17 protein-coding genes are annotated in these 19,877 nt (G+C 55.6%); 3 read left to right on the top strand and 14 right to left on the bottom strand.

Translation table 11 applies throughout. From position 1 onward, the window contains the following. Nucleotides 1–84 precede the first annotated feature (84 nt). Complete coding sequence (elyC, locus tag H7R58_RS08275; RefSeq protein ID WP_182929180.1) at nt 85–864, top strand: envelope biogenesis factor ElyC; 780 nt, start codon at nt 85–87, stop codon at nt 862–864. Here elyC and H7R58_RS08270 read toward each other — a convergent pair. From H7R58_RS08270 to H7R58_RS08205, 14 genes are all read right to left on the bottom strand, one after another. Next, entirely contained in the window at nt 841–1,734 is an 894-nt protein-coding gene (locus tag H7R58_RS08270; RefSeq protein ID WP_182929181.1) for a YcbJ family phosphotransferase, read from the bottom strand. The two genes, elyC and H7R58_RS08270, sit on opposite strands and share 24 nt — an antisense overlap. 140 nt (nt 1,735–1,874) lie before the next feature. Further along, entirely contained in the window at nt 1,875–2,621 is a 747-nt protein-coding gene (kdsB, locus tag H7R58_RS08265; RefSeq protein WP_106928825.1) for a 3-deoxy-manno-octulosonate cytidylyltransferase, read from the bottom strand. Continuing rightward, nucleotides 2,618–2,800, bottom strand: coding sequence for a protein YcaR (gene ycaR / locus H7R58_RS08260; protein WP_106928826.1), 183 nt, complete (start codon nt 2,798–2,800; stop codon nt 2,618–2,620). The genes kdsB and ycaR overlap by 4 nt, the downstream gene beginning before the upstream one ends. 51 nt (nt 2,801–2,851) lie before the next feature. After that, nucleotides 2,852–4,084 carry a winged helix-turn-helix domain-containing protein gene (locus H7R58_RS08255; RefSeq protein WP_182929182.1) on the bottom strand — a complete coding sequence of 411 codons (1,233 nt, stop codon included), beginning with the start codon at nt 4,082–4,084 and terminating at the stop codon, nt 2,852–2,854. Nucleotides 4,085–4,112: 28 nt separating this feature from the next. After that, a complete protein-coding gene (gene lpxK / locus H7R58_RS08250; RefSeq protein WP_182929183.1) occupies nt 4,113–5,093 on the bottom strand; it encodes a tetraacyldisaccharide 4'-kinase in 981 nt (326 codons plus the stop codon). Then, nucleotides 5,090–6,838 carry a lipid A ABC transporter ATP-binding protein/permease MsbA gene (msbA, locus tag H7R58_RS08245; RefSeq protein ID WP_182929184.1) on the bottom strand — a complete coding sequence of 583 codons (1,749 nt, stop codon included), beginning with the start codon at nt 6,836–6,838 and terminating at the stop codon, nt 5,090–5,092. The genes lpxK and msbA overlap by 4 nt, the downstream gene beginning before the upstream one ends. A gap of 36 nt (nt 6,839–6,874) precedes the next feature. Then, nucleotides 6,875–9,136 carry a ComEC family protein gene (locus tag H7R58_RS08240; protein WP_182934694.1) on the bottom strand — a complete coding sequence of 754 codons (2,262 nt, stop codon included), beginning with the start codon at nt 9,134–9,136 and terminating at the stop codon, nt 6,875–6,877. 215 nt (nt 9,137–9,351) lie between these two features. Then, nucleotides 9,352–9,636: an integration host factor subunit beta gene (gene ihfB, locus H7R58_RS08235; RefSeq protein WP_015965094.1), complete on the bottom strand. Its 285-nt coding sequence runs from the start codon at nt 9,634–9,636 to the stop codon at nt 9,352–9,354. Between the two features lie 152 nt (nt 9,637–9,788). After that, a complete protein-coding gene (gene rpsA / locus H7R58_RS08230; protein ID WP_106928835.1) occupies nt 9,789–11,462 on the bottom strand; it encodes a 30S ribosomal protein S1 in 1,674 nt (557 codons plus the stop codon). 113 nt (nt 11,463–11,575) lie between these two features. Further along, entirely contained in the window at nt 11,576–12,259 is a 684-nt protein-coding gene (cmk, locus tag H7R58_RS08225; protein WP_106928836.1) for a (d)CMP kinase, read from the bottom strand. Nucleotides 12,260–12,428: 169 nt separating this feature from the next. Then, a complete protein-coding gene (locus tag H7R58_RS08220; RefSeq protein ID WP_182929187.1) occupies nt 12,429–13,196 on the bottom strand; it encodes a metalloprotease LoiP in 768 nt (255 codons plus the stop codon). Nucleotides 13,197–13,332: 136 nt separating this feature from the next. Then, nucleotides 13,333–14,616 (bottom strand): 3-phosphoshikimate 1-carboxyvinyltransferase, encoded by a 1,284-nt coding sequence (aroA, locus tag H7R58_RS08215; protein WP_182929188.1) that lies wholly within the window; start codon nt 14,614–14,616, stop codon nt 13,333–13,335. 71 nt (nt 14,617–14,687) lie between these two features. Continuing rightward, nucleotides 14,688–15,776 carry a 3-phosphoserine/phosphohydroxythreonine transaminase gene (gene serC / locus H7R58_RS08210; protein WP_106928840.1) on the bottom strand — a complete coding sequence of 363 codons (1,089 nt, stop codon included), beginning with the start codon at nt 15,774–15,776 and terminating at the stop codon, nt 14,688–14,690. 200 nt (nt 15,777–15,976) lie between these two features. Then, nucleotides 15,977–16,669, bottom strand: coding sequence for a DUF421 domain-containing protein (locus H7R58_RS08205; RefSeq protein WP_182929189.1), 693 nt, complete (start codon nt 16,667–16,669; stop codon nt 15,977–15,979). A 128-nt stretch (nt 16,670–16,797) separates the two neighbouring features. Here H7R58_RS08205 and ycaO point away from each other — a divergent pair, with 128 nt between their 5' ends. Together ycaO and focA are read left to right on the top strand one after the other, a co-directional pair. Then, complete coding sequence (gene ycaO, locus H7R58_RS08200) at nt 16,798–18,558, top strand: 30S ribosomal protein S12 methylthiotransferase accessory factor YcaO (RefSeq protein ID WP_106928843.1); 1,761 nt, start codon at nt 16,798–16,800, stop codon at nt 18,556–18,558. Nucleotides 18,559–18,964: 406 nt separating this feature from the next. Beyond that, the gene (gene focA, locus H7R58_RS08195) at nt 18,965–19,822 is read left to right on the top strand and encodes a formate transporter FocA (RefSeq protein ID WP_106928845.1); all 858 of its coding nucleotides are present in this window, start codon (nt 18,965–18,967) and stop codon (nt 19,820–19,822) included. Nucleotides 19,823–19,877: the final 55 nt, after the last annotated feature.

Below are 19,877 nucleotides of genomic sequence, written 5' to 3'. Positions count from 1 at the left end.
TCACACCCACGGCGAGAATGAAGCTATCTGGTGTAATATCCCTGCATTCATGCGGTCAGATGGTTAAAAAAGGTACGCTACAGAATGCTTTTTATGCTGAAAAAGTTCATCGGCGGGATGATGCTGCCGCTGCCTCTCCTCCTTTCATTCATCGGTTTAGGAATTGTCCTGGTCTGGTTTACCCGCTTCCAGAAGCTGGGCAAAAGCGCCATTACCCTCGGCTGGCTTTTTTTACTCCTGCTAAGCCTCCAGCCGGTGGCCGACGGCTTGCTCAAGCCGATTGAAGATACGTATCCTACCTGGCGCGGCGAACAGCCGGTTCAGTATGTGGTCGTACTCGGGGGCGGGTATACGTGGAATACCGAATGGGCGCCAAGTTCAAACCTGATCAGCAACAGTCTGCCCCGCCTGGCGGAGGGCATTCGGCTGTGGCAGGCCAACCCCGGAGCGAAGCTGATCTTTACCGGGGCGCGAGCGCTGACTAACCCGGTCAGCACCGCCGAAGCGGGGGCGCGCGTCGCCGAAAGCCTCGGGGTGCCGCGCAATGCCATTATTGTCCTCGATACGCCGAAAGACACCGAAGAAGAAGCCAGCGCCGTGAAGGCCGCCATTGGCGAGGCGCCGTTCCTGCTGGTGACGTCGGCATCACACCTGCCGCGAGCCATGATTTTCTTCCAACAGGCGGGCCTTCACCCGCTGCCTGCACCGGCTAATCAGCTGGCGATCGCCTCGCCGTTGAACCCGTGGGAGCGCATGATTCCCTCACCGGTGTGGCTGATGCACAGCGACCGGGTGGGCTATGAAACGCTGGGGCGTATCTGGCAATGGCTGAAAGCCGATTCAGACAAGCCAGGGGCGCAGTGATTTCGCCGCCAAATCGACATTATCACGGCTGAATTTACCCGTATTCACCAGCCTGTCGACTTCGTCCCACAGCAGGTAGAGCCAGCGCCGCCACATAAACCCCTCGGCGACCGGCGCGCGCTGGAGATAGCGCCACAACAGCTGTTCAGCCTGCGGGCTTTCATGCAGCCGGAACAGTTCATATTCGCGCGGGGCCCATAAAATCGGCCCCGGGCCTACCATGGCTAACAGTTGGTCACTCCGCGAGTCCTTCAGCATGCTGCGCAGCGTCAGGTGGCCATGGATTAACACGCAGTTGTCGTTAAAGTCCTCAAAAAGCGCATCCAGGCATTCGCGGGTGCGGAACAGCAGCCGCTTATCCTGCATCGTCAGGCCGGTGTTCTGGTACAGATTCAGCGTCCCCCACAGCACTTCAATTCGCTGGCGATACCAGTTCGGCCAGCTGTTTTCCTGAGCGCTATCGACAAAGCCGACGCAGCCAGCGCTGTCCACGCGGTGCCAGGCCAGCAGCGCTTCGACAATTTGATCTTTGAGCGCATCCCAGCGTTGCGGGCTGCGCGTCGGTGCTTCAACGGCGACGCCGCGCAGGCGCTCTAGCAGCAGGACATCGGGTCCGGGATGTTCTTCATGGGTCATGATGCCGTAAACCACGGGCATACGTACGGTGCCCTGGCGCGCAAGAGTCGAGATTTTCCACGCCAGCTGGCGCGCCACGCCGGGGGATGAAAAGCTGCGCGCCAGCAGCGGCAGCGGGTTACCTTCAGCATCATACAGCGACCACAGCGCCGTATCCGCCTGCTCATTAATGCACTCCACGCGGCTGAGCGATTCACCCAACAGATGGCTGAGTTCTACACGTAGCTGTTCCATGTCAGATTACCCCTATGAAAGCCATTGCTTTCATAATGAGCATATGAAGGGTGAATTTCACCAGACAAGATCAAAATTGCAACAGAAAGAGAGGAAATACCCGACGGGAGGCGCCCCCTTGTGGCAAGGGGGCGGCAGGACTACTTCAGTTCGGCGCGAACGCGGGCCAGATCTTCCGGCGTATCAACGCCTGTCCCCGGCACTTCTTTGGCGACGGCAACGTGGATTTTTTCTCCGTACCACAACACGCGCAGCTGCTCGAGCATCTCAATGTGCTCCAGCGGGCTTGGCGCCCAGTTGACATAGCGGCGAATAAACCCGGCGCGGTAGCCATAGATACCAATGTGGCGCAGCAGGGTGTCACCAATCTCGTCGCGACTTTTGGCGAAGCGATCGCGGTCCCACGGGATAGTCGCACGGGAGAAATAAAGCGCATAGCCGTCTTTGTCCATCACCACTTTCACCGCATTCGGGTTAAAGGCTTCTTCCGCATCGTGAATCGGTACCGCCAGCGTCGCCATGCCGGAATGGCTGGCAGCGAGGTTTTCAGCCACCTGACGAATAATGACCGCCGGGATCATCGGCTCATCGCCCTGCACGTTGACGATCACCGTGTCGTCGCTGAAACCACACTTCTCTACCACTTCCGCCAGGCGTTCGGTACCAGACTGGTGATCGGCGCGGGTCATGCAGACTTCCCCGCCCGCCGCTTCAACGGCTTTTGCAACGTCGGGATGGTCGGTGGCGACAATGATACGCTCGGCACCGGATTCGCGCGCGCGCTCCAGCACGTGCACAATCATCGGTTTGCCGTTGATGTCCTGCAGCGGTTTGCCCGGCAGGCGCGTAGAAGCAAAGCGCGCCGGAATAATCACAACGAAACTCATGGTCGGTTCTCTTCTGCAGCTAAAACGCGGGCTTCGTTTTCCAGCAATACGGGGATACCGTCACGCAGGGGAAACGCCAGATTATCAATTTTGCAAATCAGTTCTTGCTTGTCCTGGCTATAGTAGAGTTTGCCGTTGCAAACCGGGCAGGCAATAATTTCAAGTAGACGGTGATCCATGATTCCTCCTGATGGGCCGTATCGAAAACCAGTGCAGCATATCATAGAGCGCTACCGGCCGGCGTCAATCTCCCAACCGTCGCGTTGATTAAGAAAGAGTTTCTCCGCTACCGCGCCAAGTTTAACCCGCGTCGCGCCCTGCCAGCGGGCAAAATCGTTGATGGCCTGCGTCAGGCCTTTTTCCAGATGCTGGCTGACCCGCACGCCCGCTTCCAGATAGAGGGCGAAAATCTCCAGTACGCCGTCGCTGCGGTGCATTTTGCTGTCCATGCGGCCGACAATCTCACCGCGATGCAGCAGCGGCAGGACAAAATAACCGTACTGACGCTTCGGCGCAGGCGTGTAGCACTCCAGGCGGTAGGTGAAGTTGAAAAACTGTTCGGCGCGTTTTCGATCCCAGACCACCGGGTCGAAGGGCGACAGTACCGCACTGTGCGTCGCCGTCAGCTTACCCTCCGCCGCACGCTCCAGCGCGGGCTGAAGGCTGCGATGTACCCACATCTCACCGAGCTGTTCAACCTCTACCGGTACCACCTGCGCCAGCGCCTGCCACTGCGCCAGCAGCGCGTGGAGATCTGGCTGCCGTAGCCGGTAATAATCCGCCAGCCACTGAGGGCGGAAAATACCCAGGCTGCGGGCGCTGTTTTCCAGCATCGCCGCCTCGGCCTGCGATTGCGTGAGCGCATCACGGCGATCGTCCCACTGCGGCATCACCCGTTGCGTCAGATCGTAAACCCGATGAAAGTTGCGGCGTTCAACCACCATCACTTCGCCAGCGGTAAACAGCCCTTCCAGGTGGCGCTTATGCGGCTTCCACTCCCACCAGCCGCTCTGCCCTTTACGCGGATGCGCAAAGTCGGCGGAGCGTACCGGCCCGTTTTCAGCAATATGCGCCTTCAGCGCAATAATCTCGTCGGCGTGCTCATCCATCCAGCTTTGATGGTACTTCCAGCCCATCTTATGCGGCGCAAGCATACGATGGCGAACCAGTGGAAAATCGCTGCGCGGCAGGAAACAGGCCTCGTGGGCCCAGTATTCCATAAGCTCGCCGCGGGCAAGCGCATCATCAAGCCATGCGGAAGGGTAAGCGCCAAGACGGCTGAAGAGCACCAGATAGGGGCTGCGGGCGACCACGTTAATGGTATCGATTTGCAGCAGCGACATTTGCTGGATGGTACGAAGGATATCCGCCGCTTGAGGCTGGCGGCGCGGACGGTTCAGAAGCCCCTGCGCCGCCAGGTGAAGATGACGCGCGGCGCGAAGGGTTAACTGCAGCTGTGTCATGCTTTTCCCCTGCTATCGCCGACGCCTATTAACGCCGTGCGAGGGTAATCAAATCCTGTAGCAGCGTCTGCGCACGATCGCCGGAAAGCACGGCATCGACCGGCAGATACCACCAGTTCTCCTGCGCAAAACGGCGGCATTTTACCGCGTCTTTTTCGGTCATGATCAGCGTCTGCCCGGGTGCCACCAGCGCCTGAACGTCGGCTTCACTCAGCGCCTGATGGTCGGCCAGCGCCACCGTGCGCACCGGCTTCAGGCCGCCGTCGTTAAGGGTGGCAAAAAAGCGCGGCGGATGCCCAATACCGGCCATCGCGACGACGTTGTTCAACGCGGCAACCGGCCGGCGCTCGCCGGTCAGCAGATTGACTGCCTCACCAGGACGTAGCGTCATCGGGATCTCGCCCGCCAGCGCTTCGCCGCCGTTAACGATCCGCGCATCTACACTCTCAAGACGCGAGGCTCGTTCACGCATGGGCCCGGCCGGCAACCACCAGCCGTTGCCGAATCGACGTATGCCGTCGATCACCACGATCTCTTTATCACGGGCCAGACGGTAATGCTGCAGCCCGTCATCGGTGACGATCATCTGGAGATCGTGAGCCGCCAGCAGCGCTTTGACGGCATCGACTCTTACCGGCGAAACCGCTACGGGCGCACCGGTACGTTGATAAATCAGCACCGGTTCATCTCCGGCCTGCGCGGTCGTGGTATCCGCGTTTAGCAGCAGCGGGTAACGCTCCGCTTTACCACCGTAGCCACGGGAAACCACGCCAACGCGAACGCCCTGACGCTGAAGCTGCTCCACCAGCCAGATGACCACCGGTGTTTTACCGTTGCCACCTGCCGTCAGGTTACCCACCACGACGACCGGACACGGCGCACGCCAGGACTTTTTCAGCCCCAGTTGATAACACAGGCGGATGATGCCGCTCACCAGACCATATAGCCAGGAGAGCGGCAGCAGCAGCCGCCAGAGCGGCGATTCACCGGACCAGATTCTGGCTATCATTCGCCAAACTGCATTTTGTGCAGCTGAGCATAGACGCCGCGCTGTTCAAGCAGATCGCTATGGCTGCCGCGTTCAACAATCCGGCCGTCTTCCACCACAATGATTTCATCAGCCTGTTCAATTGTCGACAGACGGTGCGCAATCACCAGAGAAGTCCGGTTTTTCTGCAGTTCGTCCAGCGCCGCCTGAATCGCACGTTCCGATTCGGTATCCAGCGCCGAGGTGGCCTCATCAAGAATCAGGATTGGGCTATTACGCAGCAGCGCGCGCGCAATCGCGATACGCTGACGCTGGCCGCCGGAAAGCAGCACGCCGTTTTCACCGATGACCGTATCAAGGCCGTTATCCATTTTGTTGATAAAGTCCATCGCGTAGGCCATCCGCGCCGCTTCTTCAACCTGCTCGCGGCTGAACTCGTCGGTACGCGCATAGGCGATGTTATTCGCCACCGTGTCGTTAAACAGATGCACGCTCTGGGAAACCAGCGCTACCTGATTACGCAGCGAAGAAAGCTTGTACTCACGCAGGTCATGACCATCGAGCAGAATCTCACCTTCATCGATATCATAAAAACGGGTCAGCAGGCTGGCGATGGTTGATTTACCTGAACCAGAACGCCCTACCAGCGCCACCGTTTTTCCCTGCGGGATCGACAGGTTGATATTTTGCAGCGCCGGCGTTTCACGGCCAGGATAGGTGAAGGTCACGTTACGGAACTCAACGCTGCCTTTGGCACGGTCTACTTCGAGCTTACCTTCATCTTTTTCCTGCTCGCTATCCAGAATAGCGAACAGCGTTTGACAGGCCGCCATCCCGCGCTGGAACTGCGCGTTGACGTTGGTTAACGATTTCAGCGGGCGCATCAGCGCAATCATGGAGGAAAAGACGACCGTGATCGTACCGGCAGTCAGGGTTTCCATCACGCTTGGGAAGCTCGCGGCATACAGCACAAACGCCAGCGCCAGAGAGGCAATCAGCTGAATAATCGGGTCAGAGATAGACGATGCCGAGACCAGCTTCATCCCCTGCAAACGCATCTTGTTGCTGACCTTATCAAAACGCTTGGTTTCCACTTCCTGGCCGCCGAACATCAGCACTTCTTTATGCCCTTTCAGCATCTGCTCGGCGCTGGTGGTCACCTGCCCCATGGTGTTCTGCATATTTTTACTGATGCTACGGAAGCGCTTGGACACCACGCGGATCGCCATCGACACGATAGGTGCCAGTACGATGAGGATGACCGACAGCTGCCAGCTGTAGTAGAACATCATGATGAACAGGCCAATGATAGAAGCCCCTTCACGCACCACGGTAATCAAGGCACTAGAGGAAGAGGATGCCACCTGCTCAGAGTCATAGGTTATGCGCGACAGCAGGGTCCCGGTGGACTGCTTGTCAAAGAAGGAAACCGGCATGCCCATCATATGGCTGAACAGCCGACGGCGCATGGTCATCACGACCTTGCCAGAAACCCAGGAAATACAATAGCTAGAGATATAGCTTGTAATACCACGTAGGATCATCAAGCCAATAACGACCAGCGGCATCCAAAGCAGCACTGAGCGGTCTGTTTTGCCAAAACCATCATCCAGTAACGGTTTAAGAAGCGATAGCATAAAGGTATCGCTGGCTGCGTTAAGGATTAACGCGACGCCCGCCACGATCAGCCCTGCTTTAAACGGCGCAATAGTTGGCCAGAGTCGGCGGAAGGTCTGCCACGTGGAGAGATCTTTGTCGTTCTGCATTCAAAAAACCAGCTTATGTTGAAATAGCCGCATATTCTACCCGTTATCGAGAGACTCGCCAAACCACTGATGATACCAACGAGGTAAAAGTTGATCTCGTAAGCCTTCAATCTGCCAGCCTTTCGCGTCAAAAGTGACCGTTATCTGGCCCTGGTGCGGCGTGTCAAACCAACCGTAATGCCGCTGCAGATAGCGGGCCTTTACCTTCGCAGAAGGCAGGCGCCACGCGTTATAGCGGGATGCCGAAGCCAGCGCAACGGCACCACCGACCCGCTGAATCAGCGAGATACCGGAAGACGTCGAGCTGCCGTGATGAGGAACCTGGATAATTGTAGACGCAAATGGCTGCCAGAAATGGCTCATCATGGCCATTTCTGCCGGTAATTCAATATCTCCGGTCAGCAGAAAACTGTTTTTACCGTCGTCAACCCTAACCACACAGGAACCATTATTGCCTTTCTGTACTTTACCGGGCAGCGGCCAAAGCGCACGAAAGATTAACCCCTGCCAGCGCCAGGCCTGCCCGCGTGCACAGGGTTGATGGCCGGACCACGCGAGCGGGCTTCTGACCCATGCCTTCGGCCAGTTTTGCTGGAGCGTTCGCAGGCCACCGCGGTGATCTAAGTGATCGTGACTCAGAATAATGCCCTGTGGCGTCAGCCCGTGCCAACGAAGCCAGGGCGCAATCAGCTGAGCCCCGCTGTCGCCGCCGGGCCACGCCAGCCCGGTGTCATAGAGCAGCGCTTTGTCGCCGCGTGAAATGACCATTGCCAGCCCCTGCCCGACATCCAGCATCGTCACCTGCCACTGGTCCGGCGGCGTTTTTCGCCAGAGTGGAAACGTCAGCAGCACGCTTAGTGACATCCACAATGCCGGAAAACGCCGCCAGCCGTGGAGCCGCCAGAGCAACAGCGCCCCCCACGGTAATAACGACGCCCCCAGCCATGCTCGCCCAATGTACCACCATCCCTCGGGCAACAGCCGCAGGTAGCCAAACACCAGCGCCATCACCCTGTCGGCGCAATACCAAATCAGCGTCTCCAGCACCACCGGACCACACAGATGCAGAAACATCGCCAGCAGAATCAAGGGCACGGCAATGAAGGTAACCACCGGCACCGCCAGCAGATTTGCCAGCAGCGAAGTGGTACTGATGCCGTGGAACAGCAGAATTTGTAGCGGCGTCAGCAGGAGCATCAGCCCTAGCTGTAAATGCATCAGCTGCGCCAGTGGACGCAGCAGGCGCGGATAATGCCATTCCGGCAGCGGTACCCACCGGTACCAGAACAAGAGCGTACCAACGGCAAATGCTGATAGCCACAGACTGTCGGAAAGCACCGCCAGCGGGTCTACAAACAGGATAGCCGCCAGGCAACAGAGCCACACCTCCCAACCGGCCCACTGCCTGCCGCTTAGCCGCAGTAAACACCAGACGGCCGCAGCAACGATCGTTCTCTGGGCGGGCGGCTGCATGCCCGTCAACATGGCGTAAGCCAGCCCGCTTGCCAGCGAGGCCAGCAGCGGTAGCCGCCAGTTAATCAGCCATGCCGGTAGAAAAAACTGTATGCCGCGTACCAGCAGCCAGCCCAGCGAAGCGCCGAGCGCAATATGCAGGCCAGATATCGCCATCAGATGCGAAGTACCGGTTTGCTGCATCAGCGTTTTAATCTCTGGCGAGACCGAGAGCCGTTCACCCATCCCAAGCGCCAGCAGCACGTCACGCCAGGGGTATGCTGCTAGCGTGGTTTTTAGCGATGCCAGATAGCGCGCTCGCAGGCCGCAACTGAGCGCTAACGGTTCAGCGCTAATGATTCGCCCGGTCAGCGCACGGTGCTGGGAGAGCGCATAGCGCTGGGCATCAAACCCGCCGTCATTGAGTTGACCATGCACTGCACGGGCGCGAATCGTCATCTTCCAGCGCTGGCCCACGCATGGCGGCTGTGGCAGGTAGCTGCCGTAGAGCGCAATCCGAATGCCCGGCATCAAGCGCTGCCCTTCCAGACGGGTGAGCGTGCCCTGATGCACCGTCTGCCCGTCCGTTTGCGTGAGCGTCAGCTCAACCTGCCGGTTTTTACCCGGCAGCATCTGCGCAGATAGCTGAAGCTGCCAGGCCGCCAGCGCCCCCCAGCAGAACAGTAGCCCCACCAGAGCAATGCGGCGCCCTGCCCGGCCGCAAACGCCGAGCGCGGTGAGCCCAACAGCAGCGATCTTAATATATTCGAGCGAGGGTAAGACAGGCAGTACGGCCAGCGGTAATATTCCGGCCAGCACGTAGCAGGCCAGCAGTGGCAAGCGCATCGATACCTCCTTGTTGCAAGGAGTATCGCGCGCGACAACGTCTACGCCATGATCAGAAAAGTCAGTTTGCGTGGCGGCTCGCAGCATGAATTCGCTGCGTACAGGCATTGAGAAAACGTTGGAAGGACGATTCCACAATCGGCGTGCAGAAATGAAAAAAGCACCCGCAGGTGCTTTTCTCTCAATCAAGTTTAGCGCAAGCTAGCGCCAGAAACTCAATCGTAAATGTTGGCGCGATCGCGCAGTTCTTTGCCCGGCTTGAAGTGCGGCACGTATTTGCCTTCCAGTTCCACTTTGTCGCCAGTCTTCGGGTTACGCCCGGTACGTGGTGCTCGATAGTGCAGAGAGAAGCTGCCGAAACCGCGGATTTCAATGCGCTCACCCTGTGCCAGGGTCGAGGCCATATGCTCCAGCATTTCTTTTACCGCATCTTCCACTGCTTTTGCAGGGATATGGGATTGCTGGCTGGCAAGTCTTTCAATCAATTCTGACTTGGTCATGATTCCTCCGGTTTCCTTTTAAGGAAAATTAGCTAACAGCTTATTAAACAAGGGCGGCCGTAGCCGCCCTTTGTGCTAGATTACAGGCCGAAACCTGCAATCTGTCAAGTAAACTCATCACAATTCAGGTTGTTAAACCCAAATGCGTAAGATTACTCGCCTTTAGCTGCTTTGAATGCTTCAGCCATAGCGTTGGAGAAGTTGCCGTCTTCCTGTTTGTTGTTAACAGTAGCGATTGCATCTTTCTCGTCAGCTTCGTCTTTCGCACGAACAGACAGGCTAATTGCGCGGTTTTTGCGATCAACGCCGGTGAATTTAGCTTCAACGTCGTCGCCAACGCTCAGAACCAGAGTTGCATCTTCAACGCGGTCACGGGAAGCTTCAGAAGCGCGCAGGTAACCTTCAACGCCGTCAGCCAGTTCTACGGTTGCGCCTTTCGCGTCAACTGCAGTCACTTTACCGTTAACGATAGCGCCTTTCTTGTTCAGAGCAACCCAGTTGTTGAACGGATCTTCTGCGAGCTGTTTAACGCCCAGGGAGATACGTTCACGTTCTGCGTCAACCTGCAGAACAACTGCAGCGATTTCGTCGCCTTTTTTGTATTCACGAACTGCTTCTTCGCCTGCAACGTTCCAGGAGATGTCAGACAGGTGAACCAGGCCGTCGATGCCGCCGTCCAGGCCGATGAAGATACCGAAGTCAGTGATAGACTTGATTTTACCTTCAACGCGGTCGCCCTTGTTGTGGGTTTCTGCGAACTGCTGCCATGGGTTAGATTTGCACTGCTTCAGACCCAGGGAGATACGACGACGTTCTTCGTCGATATCCAGAACCATAACTTCCACTACGTCGCCAACGTTAACAACTTTGGACGGGTGGATGTTTTTGTTGGTCCAATCCATTTCGGAAACGTGAACCAGGCCTTCAACGCCTTCTTCGATTTCAACGAAGCAGCCGTAGTCGGTCAGGTTGGTCACGCGACCGGTCAGTTTGGTACCTTCCGGATAACGCTTAGCGATAGCTACCCATGGATCTTCGCCCAGCTGTTTCAGGCCCAGAGATACACGAGTACGCTCGCGGTCGAATTTCAGCACTTTAACGTTGATTTCGTCACCAACGTTCACGATTTCGCTCGGATGCTTAACGCGTTTCCATGCCATATCAGTGATGTGCAGCAGGCCGTCAACGCCGCCCAGATCAACGAATGCACCGTAGTCAGTGAGGTTCTTAACGATACCTTTAACTTCCATGCCTTCCTGCAGGTTTTCCAGCAGCTGATCGCGCTCTGCGCTGTTTTCGGATTCGATAACGGCACGACGAGAAACAACAACGTTGTTACGCTTCTGGTCCAGCTTGATTACTTTGAACTCAAGCTCTTTGCCTTCCAGGTGCAGAGTATCACGCACCGGACGAACGTCTACCAGGGAACCCGGCAGGAACGCACGAATACCGTTCAGCTCAACAGTGAAGCCACCTTTAACTTTGCCGTTGATAACACCAACTACAGTTTCAGCGTCTTCGTAAGCTTTTTCCAGCGTGATCCAAGCTTCGTGACGTTTAGCTTTCTCACGGGACAGCAGGGTTTCACCGAAGCCGTCTTCTACTGCATCCAGAGCAACGTCAACTTCGTCACCAACCTGGATTTCCAGCTCGCCCTGGGCGTTTTTGAACTGCTCTGCCGGAATGGCGGACTCAGATTTCAGACCGGCGTCAACCAGTACTACGTCTTTGTCGATAGCAACAACAACACCACGAACGATGGAACCCGGGCGGGTTTCGATTTCTTTTAAGGATTCTTCAAACAGTTGAGCAAAAGATTCAGTCATGTTTAATCTTCAGGTTAAGTATTAACGTCCACCTGACACCTTGTCGGATGGGGTTGTTTCACATACCCGCTGTCAGTCCATTGCAACGGGGGTACTGCAAATTCGGTCGCGTTTTACGCGATTGCCAATTTCTGGCGCGCATAGTTTAACGCTTTTTCAATTACTTGCTCAATGCTTAAGGTGGTGGAATCCAACACTAAAGCATCGGCGGCAGGAACCAGCGGCGCAACAGCACGATTACGATCGCGATCGTCACGCTCCTTTATCTCTGCCAAAAGGCGCTCAAAGTTAACACTAAAGCCCTTTTCCTGCAACTGTAGCATGCGACGCTGCGCACGTTCTTCCGATGACGCGTCGAGGAAGATTTTGACCGGCGCATCCGGGAACACCACCGTGCCCATATCGCGGCCGTCGGCAATCAGGCCCGGCGCTTCGCGGAAAGCCCGCTGACGGCGCAGCAGCGCTTCACGCACGCGCGGGAACGCAGCGACCTGCGAAGCGGCATTGGCCACTTCCTGGGTGCGGATTTCACCGCTGACGTCTTCCCCTTCAAGGATCACCTCCAGCGCGCCGTCGGTAGAGACAAAACGTACGTCCAGATGGGCCGCCAGCGGGACCAGGGCATCTTCTGAGTTCACATCAACATGGTGATGCAAAGCCGCAAGCGCCAGCACGCGATAGATCGCGCCAGAGTCCAGCAAATGCCATTGCAGCGCTTCGGCCATCGCTTTGCACAGCGTGCCTTTACCCGCGCCACTTGGACCATCAATGGTAATTACCGGGGCAATTGCCGTCATTTTTCTCTCCTTAATAAAAGGCATACACAACGTAAACGCCGCGCATTATACGCATCTCTGCGCCAGACGGTTACTTTTGTCTGCGAATGACAGAATGAGACGCGCTCACTGCAGGAGAATAAATAAGTATAGTGGGCCGGCAAAGCGCCGACCCGAAAATGATGATGATTTACTTTTTATCCGCCGCAATGCGGTCGCGAATGTGCTGCGCGCGCTCGGCTGAAGGAGGGTGAGAGTCAAACAACGATTTCGTATGACCCGCGTCAAGGCTGGCCAGCTTGTCAAAGCTACCCACCAATCCCTGGGCGCTGACGCCGCGTTTTTTCAGCAGATCGTAGGAGAAATCATCGGCCTCAGACTCCTGGGAACGAGAAAACGCCGAGTTAATCACGCCTTCGGCAATATCGCCGAGCTGTGATTTTGACAGCTGCGCCGCCGCGCCGCTGGTGGCTGAAATCGCGTCGCGCGCCGCAACGGTCGCATAGGCGGTTTGCATCGCTTTACGCGAGTGGCCCAGCGCAACGTGGCCCAGCTCGTGGCCCAGCACGCCCTCGACTTCATTGTCGTTCATCAAGTCCATCAGACCGCTGTAGACGCGCACGCAGCCGTTAGCCATTGCCCACGCGTTAACGTCAGCGGTCATGTAGACTTTATAATTCACCGGCGTGCCGTTGATGTTATTGCCCAGCGCTTTGGCAATTTTGTTCAGCCGTTTGGTGTATTGACTGGACGCGCTCGCAAGCTGGTTTTCGCCGTCCATCTGCTGACAGGCATCGTCAGATAGGGCCTTCACGTCAGCATCGGACAGCGTTGCCGCTTTATAAGCCGTCATGCCGGACCCCACCAATGCATTGGTATCCATACCCTGCATATTTTTACAGCCAACCAGTAACGTGGCGGAAATCGCCAGCGTCAGCATCACCTTTGCATTCTTCATATGAATCATCCATTGATTGATTACTATTAAATATCAATAATTTATTTCACACAAAAGGGTAACACTGCATCGCAAGGGCAAAAAAGTCCGAAAAAAAACGCCGACATCAAGTCGGCGTTTTGGCGGTAGGAAAGGATTAGGCCAGAGTACTAATACGCGCCAGCTGCTCGAAATAATCCGGGAAGGTTTTCGCCGTACATTTCGGGTCAAGGATTGTGACCGGCGTATCCGATAGCGCAACCAGAGAGAAGCACATCGCCATACGATGATCGTTGTAGGTCGCAATCTCAGCAAAATTCAGCGTCGTCGTCGGCGTCACGCGAATATAATCTTCGCCCTCTTCCACGATCGCGCCCACTTTGCGCAGCTCGGTTGCCATGGCGAACAGACGGTCTGTCTCTTTAACGCGCCAGTTGTATATATTACGCAGCGTGGTGGTGCCTTTGGCAAACAGCGCGGCGGTGGCAATGGTCATAGCGGCATCAGGGATATGGTTCATGTCCATATCGATGGCATTCAGTTCACCATGAGTGCAGGCAATAAAATCATCGCCCCAGGTGATGGTCGCGCCCATTTTTTCCAGCACGTCAGCGAAGCGAATATCGCCCTGTACGCTGTGACGGCCAATGCCGGTCACCTTCACGGTGCCGCCTTTAATCGCGCCAGCGGCCAGGAAGTAGGAAGCCGATGACGCATCGCCTTCAACCAGATACTGGCCCGGCGAGACATACTGCTGGTTACCACGCACAACAAAACGCTGATAGTTCTGGTTTTCAACTTCAACACCGAAAGTTTTCATCAAATGCAGCGTGATGTCGATATACGGCTTGGACACCAGATCGCCCTTGATGGTAATGACTGTGTCCTGCGGTGCCAGCGGCGCCGTCATCAGCAGCGCGGTCAGGAACTGGCTGGAGACGCTACCGTCTACTTCAACGCTACCGCCGATAAACCCACCATTCAGGCGCAGCGGTGGATAATTTTCCTGCTCTAAATAGGTAATCTGCGCGCCGCCCTGACGCAGGGCATCCACCAGGTGGCCGATTGGGCGTTCTTTCATGCGCGGCTCACCGGTCAAGACAATATCATTTGCCCCCAGGCACAGCGCGGCGGCCAGTGGGCGCATAGCGGTGCCCGCGTTGCCGAGGAACAGTTCCAGTTCGCCAGAGCCCTGCAGCGGGCCCGCGTTGCCGGTGACTTCACAGCGCGTGCGATCGTCAGACAGGGTGTAGTGAATTCCCAGCGCTTTCAACGCGTTCAGCATGTGGCGAACATCATCGCTGTCCAGCAGATTAGTCAGGATGGTGGTGCCGCTTGCCAGCGCCGCCAGCAGCAGCGCACGGTTCGACACGCTTTTAGAACCAGGCAGATTAATCGTGCCGTCTACGCGCGCGATAGGTTGTAACGTCAGGGATTCCATGAAACTCAACTCTCAAAAAACAAAAGAAAAACCCCATGACGCGGCCATGGGGAGGATAGGTCAAAAATCGATTAGCCGTGACGACGCTCGAAGTCCTGCATAAATTCCGTCAGCGCCTGTACGCCCGCCAGCGGCATGGCGTTATAGATGGAGGCGCGCATCCCGCCGACTACGCGGTGGCCTTTCAGCGCGTGCAGACCGGCGGCAAACGATTCATCCAGGAAGACTTTGTCCAGCGCGCTGTCTGCCAGCTGGAACGGAACGTTCATACGGGAACGGTTGGCGCTCGCCACATCGTTACGGTAGAAATCGCTGCTATCGATGGTGCTATACAGAAGATCGGCCTTCTGCTGATTAATACGATCCATTACGGCCAGGCCACCCTGCTCTTTCAGCCATTTGAAGACCAGACCGGACAGATACCAGGCAAAGGTCGGCGGGGTGTTGAACATGGAGTCGTTGTCGTTGAGCACGCTGTAATCAAGGATAGATGGGCAGGCAACATGTGCTTTACCCAGCAGGTCTTCGCGCACGATAACCAGCGTTAAGCCGGCAGGACCAATGTTTTTCTGCGCACCGGCGTAGATAACGCCAAAGCGGCTCACGTCGATCGGGCGGGACAGAATGGTTGAGGAGAAGTCAGCGGCAACAACAACCTCGTTGCCAAAGTCAGGCGTCTCATCAATAGCAATACCGTCGATAGTTTCGTTCGGGCAATAGTGCAAATACGCCGCGTTATCGGAAAGCTGCCAGTCGCGCATGGGTTTTACCGCGCGCTGACCGTCGACGGTAATCTTCGCGTCAATCACGTTTGGCGTGCAGTATTTTTTAGCTTCTTTCACCGCGCTCGCTGCCCAGTAGCCGGCGTCAACGTAGTCAGCGGTGGTTTTATCACCGAGGATGTTCAGCGGTACGCCGGCAAACTGGCCGCGCCCGCCGCCGTGGCAAAACAGCACTTTGTAGTTGGATGGGATGTTAAGCAGGTCACGAAAATCTTTTTCTGCTTCCTCCGCCACGTGGATAAACTCTTTACCACGGTGGCTAACTTCCATTACCGACGTGCCTAATCCGTTCCAGTCGCAGAGTTCCTTCTGCGCCAGTTTAAGGACATCTGCCGGAAGCATCGCCGGACCTGAACTGAAATTAAAGACCTGAGCCATAACCCTCACCACATTGCAATGTTGTCTGACCGCATGCCTCGCGCGTCATCAACGCGTGGGCATAAGTTATTCCTGTGGCTATTGGTTTTATCATTCAGTGACACGCGCCGCAATGTCTAAAACCTTTCGTCAGCGAAATGCGCCCTCCGTCACACAATAGATTCTACCGTCTTGCCGTGTGAAAACCGACAAAATGGCTATCAGGCAATCCGTTTCGCGCGGCTCACCTTCGTCCAGGCCGGATTTGCGCAGCGCGGACATAATTGTCGCTCCCCCGCCCGCATGCTAACGACGTAGCTACAGCGCACACACGCGTACTCACCTGGCGCAGGAACTGCCTTAAAACGCTGAGTGAGGCTGTCGGGCAAAATGCATAACCCCGGCTTCACCTGCTCGTCAGCATAATAAAACACGCTAATCTGACCGTCGGTTTCCATAATCGCCAGCCGGACCTGCCCAAGCTGCTCCACGCTGTTCAACCGCAGTTCCATAAAAAAATCCAGCTCCGTCAGATTTGCCGCGCGCACGTTTTCCCAGGCCAGTTGCCCTTCTTTAACGATGACGATCGCTTTACCTTCCAGTAAGCCCTGTAACTTTTCACTTTTCGCCATCAACCACATCACCAGCCGATACAGCAGCGCCAGCGAAATGAAAACCACAAAAACCGGCACCAGCGGGACATCATCATAGAAGGCAACATCGCCCGCCGCCGATCCCAGCGTGAGAATAATCAGCACTTCAAACAGCGACATCTGCCGCACGCCGCGACGTCCGGTCATTTTGAGAAACAGAAACACCAGCGCGAAGGTAAACACGCATCTCAGCGCCACCTCGCCTAAAAATTCTGGCGGAACGTTGTCAAATGCCATTCTCTGAAGATCAAACGCTTTCATTTTTTCTGCGCCGTAACAGTCGGTTATTGCCTGTAAGCATAGCCGTCTCTTTTATTTTCGCCGAAGATAGCACCCGTCACGCAAAACCCGTATCATTGCGCGCTTTCCGTACGACAAAAGAGATTGCTATGACGCAAACCTATATCCCCGGCAAAGATGCCGCACTGGAAGATTCCATCGCTCGCTTCCAGCAAAAGCTGCTCGACCTAGGCTTCGATATTGAAGAAGCTTCCTGGTTGAACCCGGTTCCTAACGTCTGGTCGGTACATATCCGTGATAAAGCCTGCTCGCTGTGCTTTACCAACGGTAAAGGCGCGACCAAAAAAGCGGCGCTGGCATCCGCGCTGGGTGAATACTTCGAGCGTCTGTCGACCAACTATTTCTTCGCTGACTTCTGGCTGGGTGACAAAATCGCCAACGGCCCGTTCGTTCACTACCCGAATGAGAAATGGTTCCCGCTGACCGACGACGACGAAGTGCCGGAAGGTCTGCTCGACGCGCGCCTGCGCGCATTCTACGATCCTGACGATCAGCTGACCGCCAGCATGCTGGTCGATCTGCAGTCCGGCAACGACGATCGCGGCGTGTGCGGGCTGCCGTTTACCCGTCAGTCCGACGGCGAAACCATCTACATTCCGATGAACATCGTCGCGAACCTGTACGTTTCCAACGGCATGTCTGCGGGCAATACCCGTAACGAAGCCCGCGTACAGGGGCTGTCGGAAGTGTTCGAACGTCACGTGAAGAACCGCATTATTGCCGAAAGCATCAGCCTGCCGGAAATCCCGGCCGAGGTGCTGGCACGCTATCCTGGCGTAGTGGAATCCATCAAAACGCTGGAAGCGGAAGGTTTCCCTATCTTTGCCTACGACGGTTCACTGGGCGGCAAATACCCGGTTATCTGCGTGGTGCTGTTCAACCCGGCGAACGGCACCTGCTTTGCTTCCTTCGGTGCACATCCGGACTTCGGCGTTGCGCTGGAGCGTACGGTAACCGAACTGCTGCAGGGTCGCGGTCTTAAAGATCTTGATGTGTTCACGCCGCCGACCTTTGACGATGAAGAAGTGGCCGAGCACACCAACCTCGAAACCCACTTTATCGATTCCAGCGGTCTTATCTCCTGGGATATGTTCAAACAGGATGCAGACTATCCGTTTGCAGACTGGAACTTCTCCGGCACCACCGAAGAAGAGTTCGCAACGCTGATGGCTATCTTCAAAGAAGAAGATAAAGAAGTGTACATCGCCGATTACGAACATCTGGGCGTTTACGCCTGTCGTATCATCGTGCCCGGCATGTCTGATATCTATCCAGCGGAAGATCTGTGGCTGGCGAATAACAATATGGGCAGCCACCTGCGCGAAACCATTCTTTCCCTGCCGGGCAGCGAGTGGGAAAAAGAAGAGTACCTGAATCTGATCGAGCAGATTGACGACGAAGGCCTCGACGACTTTACTCGCGTGCGCGAGCTGCTGGGTCTGGCGACCGGCCCGAACAACGGCTGGTACACCCTGCGCGTTGGCGAACTGAAAGCAATGCTGGCATTAGCCGGCGGCGACCTTGAGCAGGCGTTAATCTGGACCGAATGGACCATGGAGTTTAACGCGTCCGTGTTCAGCGCCGAGCGCGCCAACTACTACCGCTGTCTGCAAACGCTGCTGCTGCTTTCTCAGGAAGAAGAGCGTGAACCGCTGCAGTATCTGAACGCGTTTGTCCGCATGTACGGCGCAGACGCCGTCGAAGCGGCCAGCGCGGCGCTGAGCGGCGAAGAGGCCTTCTACGGCCTGCAGCCAGCGGACGGCACGCTGGAAGCCTTCCCGGCGCATCAGTCGCTGTTAGAGGCCTACGAAAAACTGCAGCGCGCGAAAGCGGCTTTCTGGGCGAAGTAATTTCTTCACCATAGAAAAAGTAGGCTTAATGCCAGACCTACGCTATATTACGGGGCCACTTGTTGGCCCCTTTTTTATATTTCAACGCTTCGCTTCACGGGCATGTGAAAATAAAGTTAAATATAAGTAAACACTATAATTAGTAGCTTACTTTTATTGTTAATTTTACCGATCATTACTCCATTTTAATTAACCAATAAAATGAAGGATAAAGAAAAAATTCAACTGATTTTGTAAATCTTAAAATTTATTTTTATCTTAATATTCATATTGTTAGCAAAGGATTGTTGAAAAACCATTCGTTATTCAGGCCTATAAGCCAGGTGAGATATGATCTATATCAAATTCTCATCTATAATGCTTTGTTAGTATCTCGTCGCCGATTAAATAAAAAGAGAGAGTTAGTGTGAAAGCTGACAACCCTTTTGATCTACTCCTTCCTGCTGCGATGGCCAAAGTTGCCGAAGAAGCAGGCGTCTATAAAGCAACCAAGCATCCGCTGAAAACCTTTTATCTGGCGATTACTGCGGGCGTCTTTATCTCGATTGCTTTTGTTTTTTACATTACCGCAACGACGGGCACCGCGGGTATGCCATTTGGCATCGCGAAGCTGATTGGCGGTATCTGCTTCTCACTAGGCTTAATCCTTTGCGTTATTTGTGGCGCTGACCTCTTTACTTCGACCGTGCTTATCGTTGTAGCGAAAGCCAGCGGGCGAATTACCTGGGGTCAACTGGCAAAAAACTGGCTCAACGTCTATGTTGGTAACCTGATCGGCGCGCTGCTCTTCGTGCTGTTGATGTGGCTGTCCGGCGAATACATGACGGCCAACGGCGGATGGGGGCTAAACGTCCTGCAAACTGCTGACCACAAAATGCACCACACATTCATTGAAGCCGTCGCTCTCGGCATCCTGGCGAACCTGATGGTCTGCCTGGCAGTCTGGATGAGCTACTCTGGCCGCAGCCTGATGGACAAAGCCATGATTATGGTTTTACCGGTTGCCATGTTCGTCGCCAGCGGCTTTGAGCACAGCATTGCAAACATGTTTATGATTCCGATGGGTATCGTAATACGTCACTTTGCTAGCCCGGAATTCTGGACCGCAATCGGTTCAACTCCGGAAAGTTTTTCTCACCTGACCGTGATGAATTTCATCACCGATAACCTGATTCCGGTAACCATCGGGAACATCATCGGCGGCGGTTTATTGGTTGGGTTGACATACTGGGTCATTTACCTGCGTGGCGGTGACCGTCATTAACTGATGGTTGCTCCAGGCAGTAAATAAAAAGTCCACTTAAGAAGGTAGGTGTTAC

Source organism: Klebsiella sp. WP4-W18-ESBL-05 (assembly GCF_014169075.1).
GTDB lineage: Bacteria > Pseudomonadota > Gammaproteobacteria > Enterobacterales > Enterobacteriaceae > Kluyvera > Kluyvera ascorbata_B.
This window is presented reverse-complemented; position numbering and strand designations above follow the sequence as displayed.

Bases quoted from the DNA above. Each gene is read 5' to 3' on its own strand.
- H7R58_RS08270 (WP_182929181.1), bottom strand. From the start codon at position 1,734: ATGGAACAGCTACGTGTAGAACTCAGCCATCTGTTGGGTGAATCGCTC.
- elyC (WP_182929180.1), top strand. From the start codon at position 85: ATGCTTTTTATGCTGAAAAAGTTCATCGGCGGGATGATGCTGCCGCTG.
- lpxK (WP_182929183.1), bottom strand. From the start codon at position 5,093: ATGATAGCCAGAATCTGGTCCGGTGAATCGCCGCTCTGGCGGCTGCTG.
- ycaO (WP_106928843.1), top strand. From the start codon at position 16,798: ATGACGCAAACCTATATCCCCGGCAAAGATGCCGCACTGGAAGATTCC.
- ycaR (WP_106928826.1), bottom strand. From the start codon at position 2,800: ATGGATCACCGTCTACTTGAAATTATTGCCTGCCCGGTTTGCAACGGC.
- H7R58_RS08205 (WP_182929189.1), bottom strand. From the start codon at position 16,669: ATGAAAGCGTTTGATCTTCAGAGAATGGCATTTGACAACGTTCCGCCA.
- cmk (WP_106928836.1), bottom strand. From the start codon at position 12,259: ATGACGGCAATTGCCCCGGTAATTACCATTGATGGTCCAAGTGGCGCG.
- aroA (WP_182929188.1), bottom strand. From the start codon at position 14,616: ATGGAATCCCTGACGTTACAACCTATCGCGCGCGTAGACGGCACGATT.
- H7R58_RS08255 (WP_182929182.1), bottom strand. From the start codon at position 4,084: ATGACACAGCTGCAGTTAACCCTTCGCGCCGCGCGTCATCTTCACCTG.
- kdsB (WP_106928825.1), bottom strand. From the start codon at position 2,621: ATGAGTTTCGTTGTGATTATTCCGGCGCGCTTTGCTTCTACGCGCCTG.
- msbA (WP_182929184.1), bottom strand. From the start codon at position 6,838: ATGCAGAACGACAAAGATCTCTCCACGTGGCAGACCTTCCGCCGACTC.
- H7R58_RS08240 (WP_182934694.1), bottom strand. From the start codon at position 9,136: ATGCGCTTGCCACTGCTGGCCTGCTACGTGCTGGCCGGAATATTACCG.
- H7R58_RS08220 (WP_182929187.1), bottom strand. From the start codon at position 13,196: ATGAAGAATGCAAAGGTGATGCTGACGCTGGCGATTTCCGCCACGTTA.
- ihfB (WP_015965094.1), bottom strand. From the start codon at position 9,636: ATGACCAAGTCAGAATTGATTGAAAGACTTGCCAGCCAGCAATCCCAT.
- serC (WP_106928840.1), bottom strand. From the start codon at position 15,776: ATGGCTCAGGTCTTTAATTTCAGTTCAGGTCCGGCGATGCTTCCGGCA.
- rpsA (WP_106928835.1), bottom strand. From the start codon at position 11,462: ATGACTGAATCTTTTGCTCAACTGTTTGAAGAATCCTTAAAAGAAATC.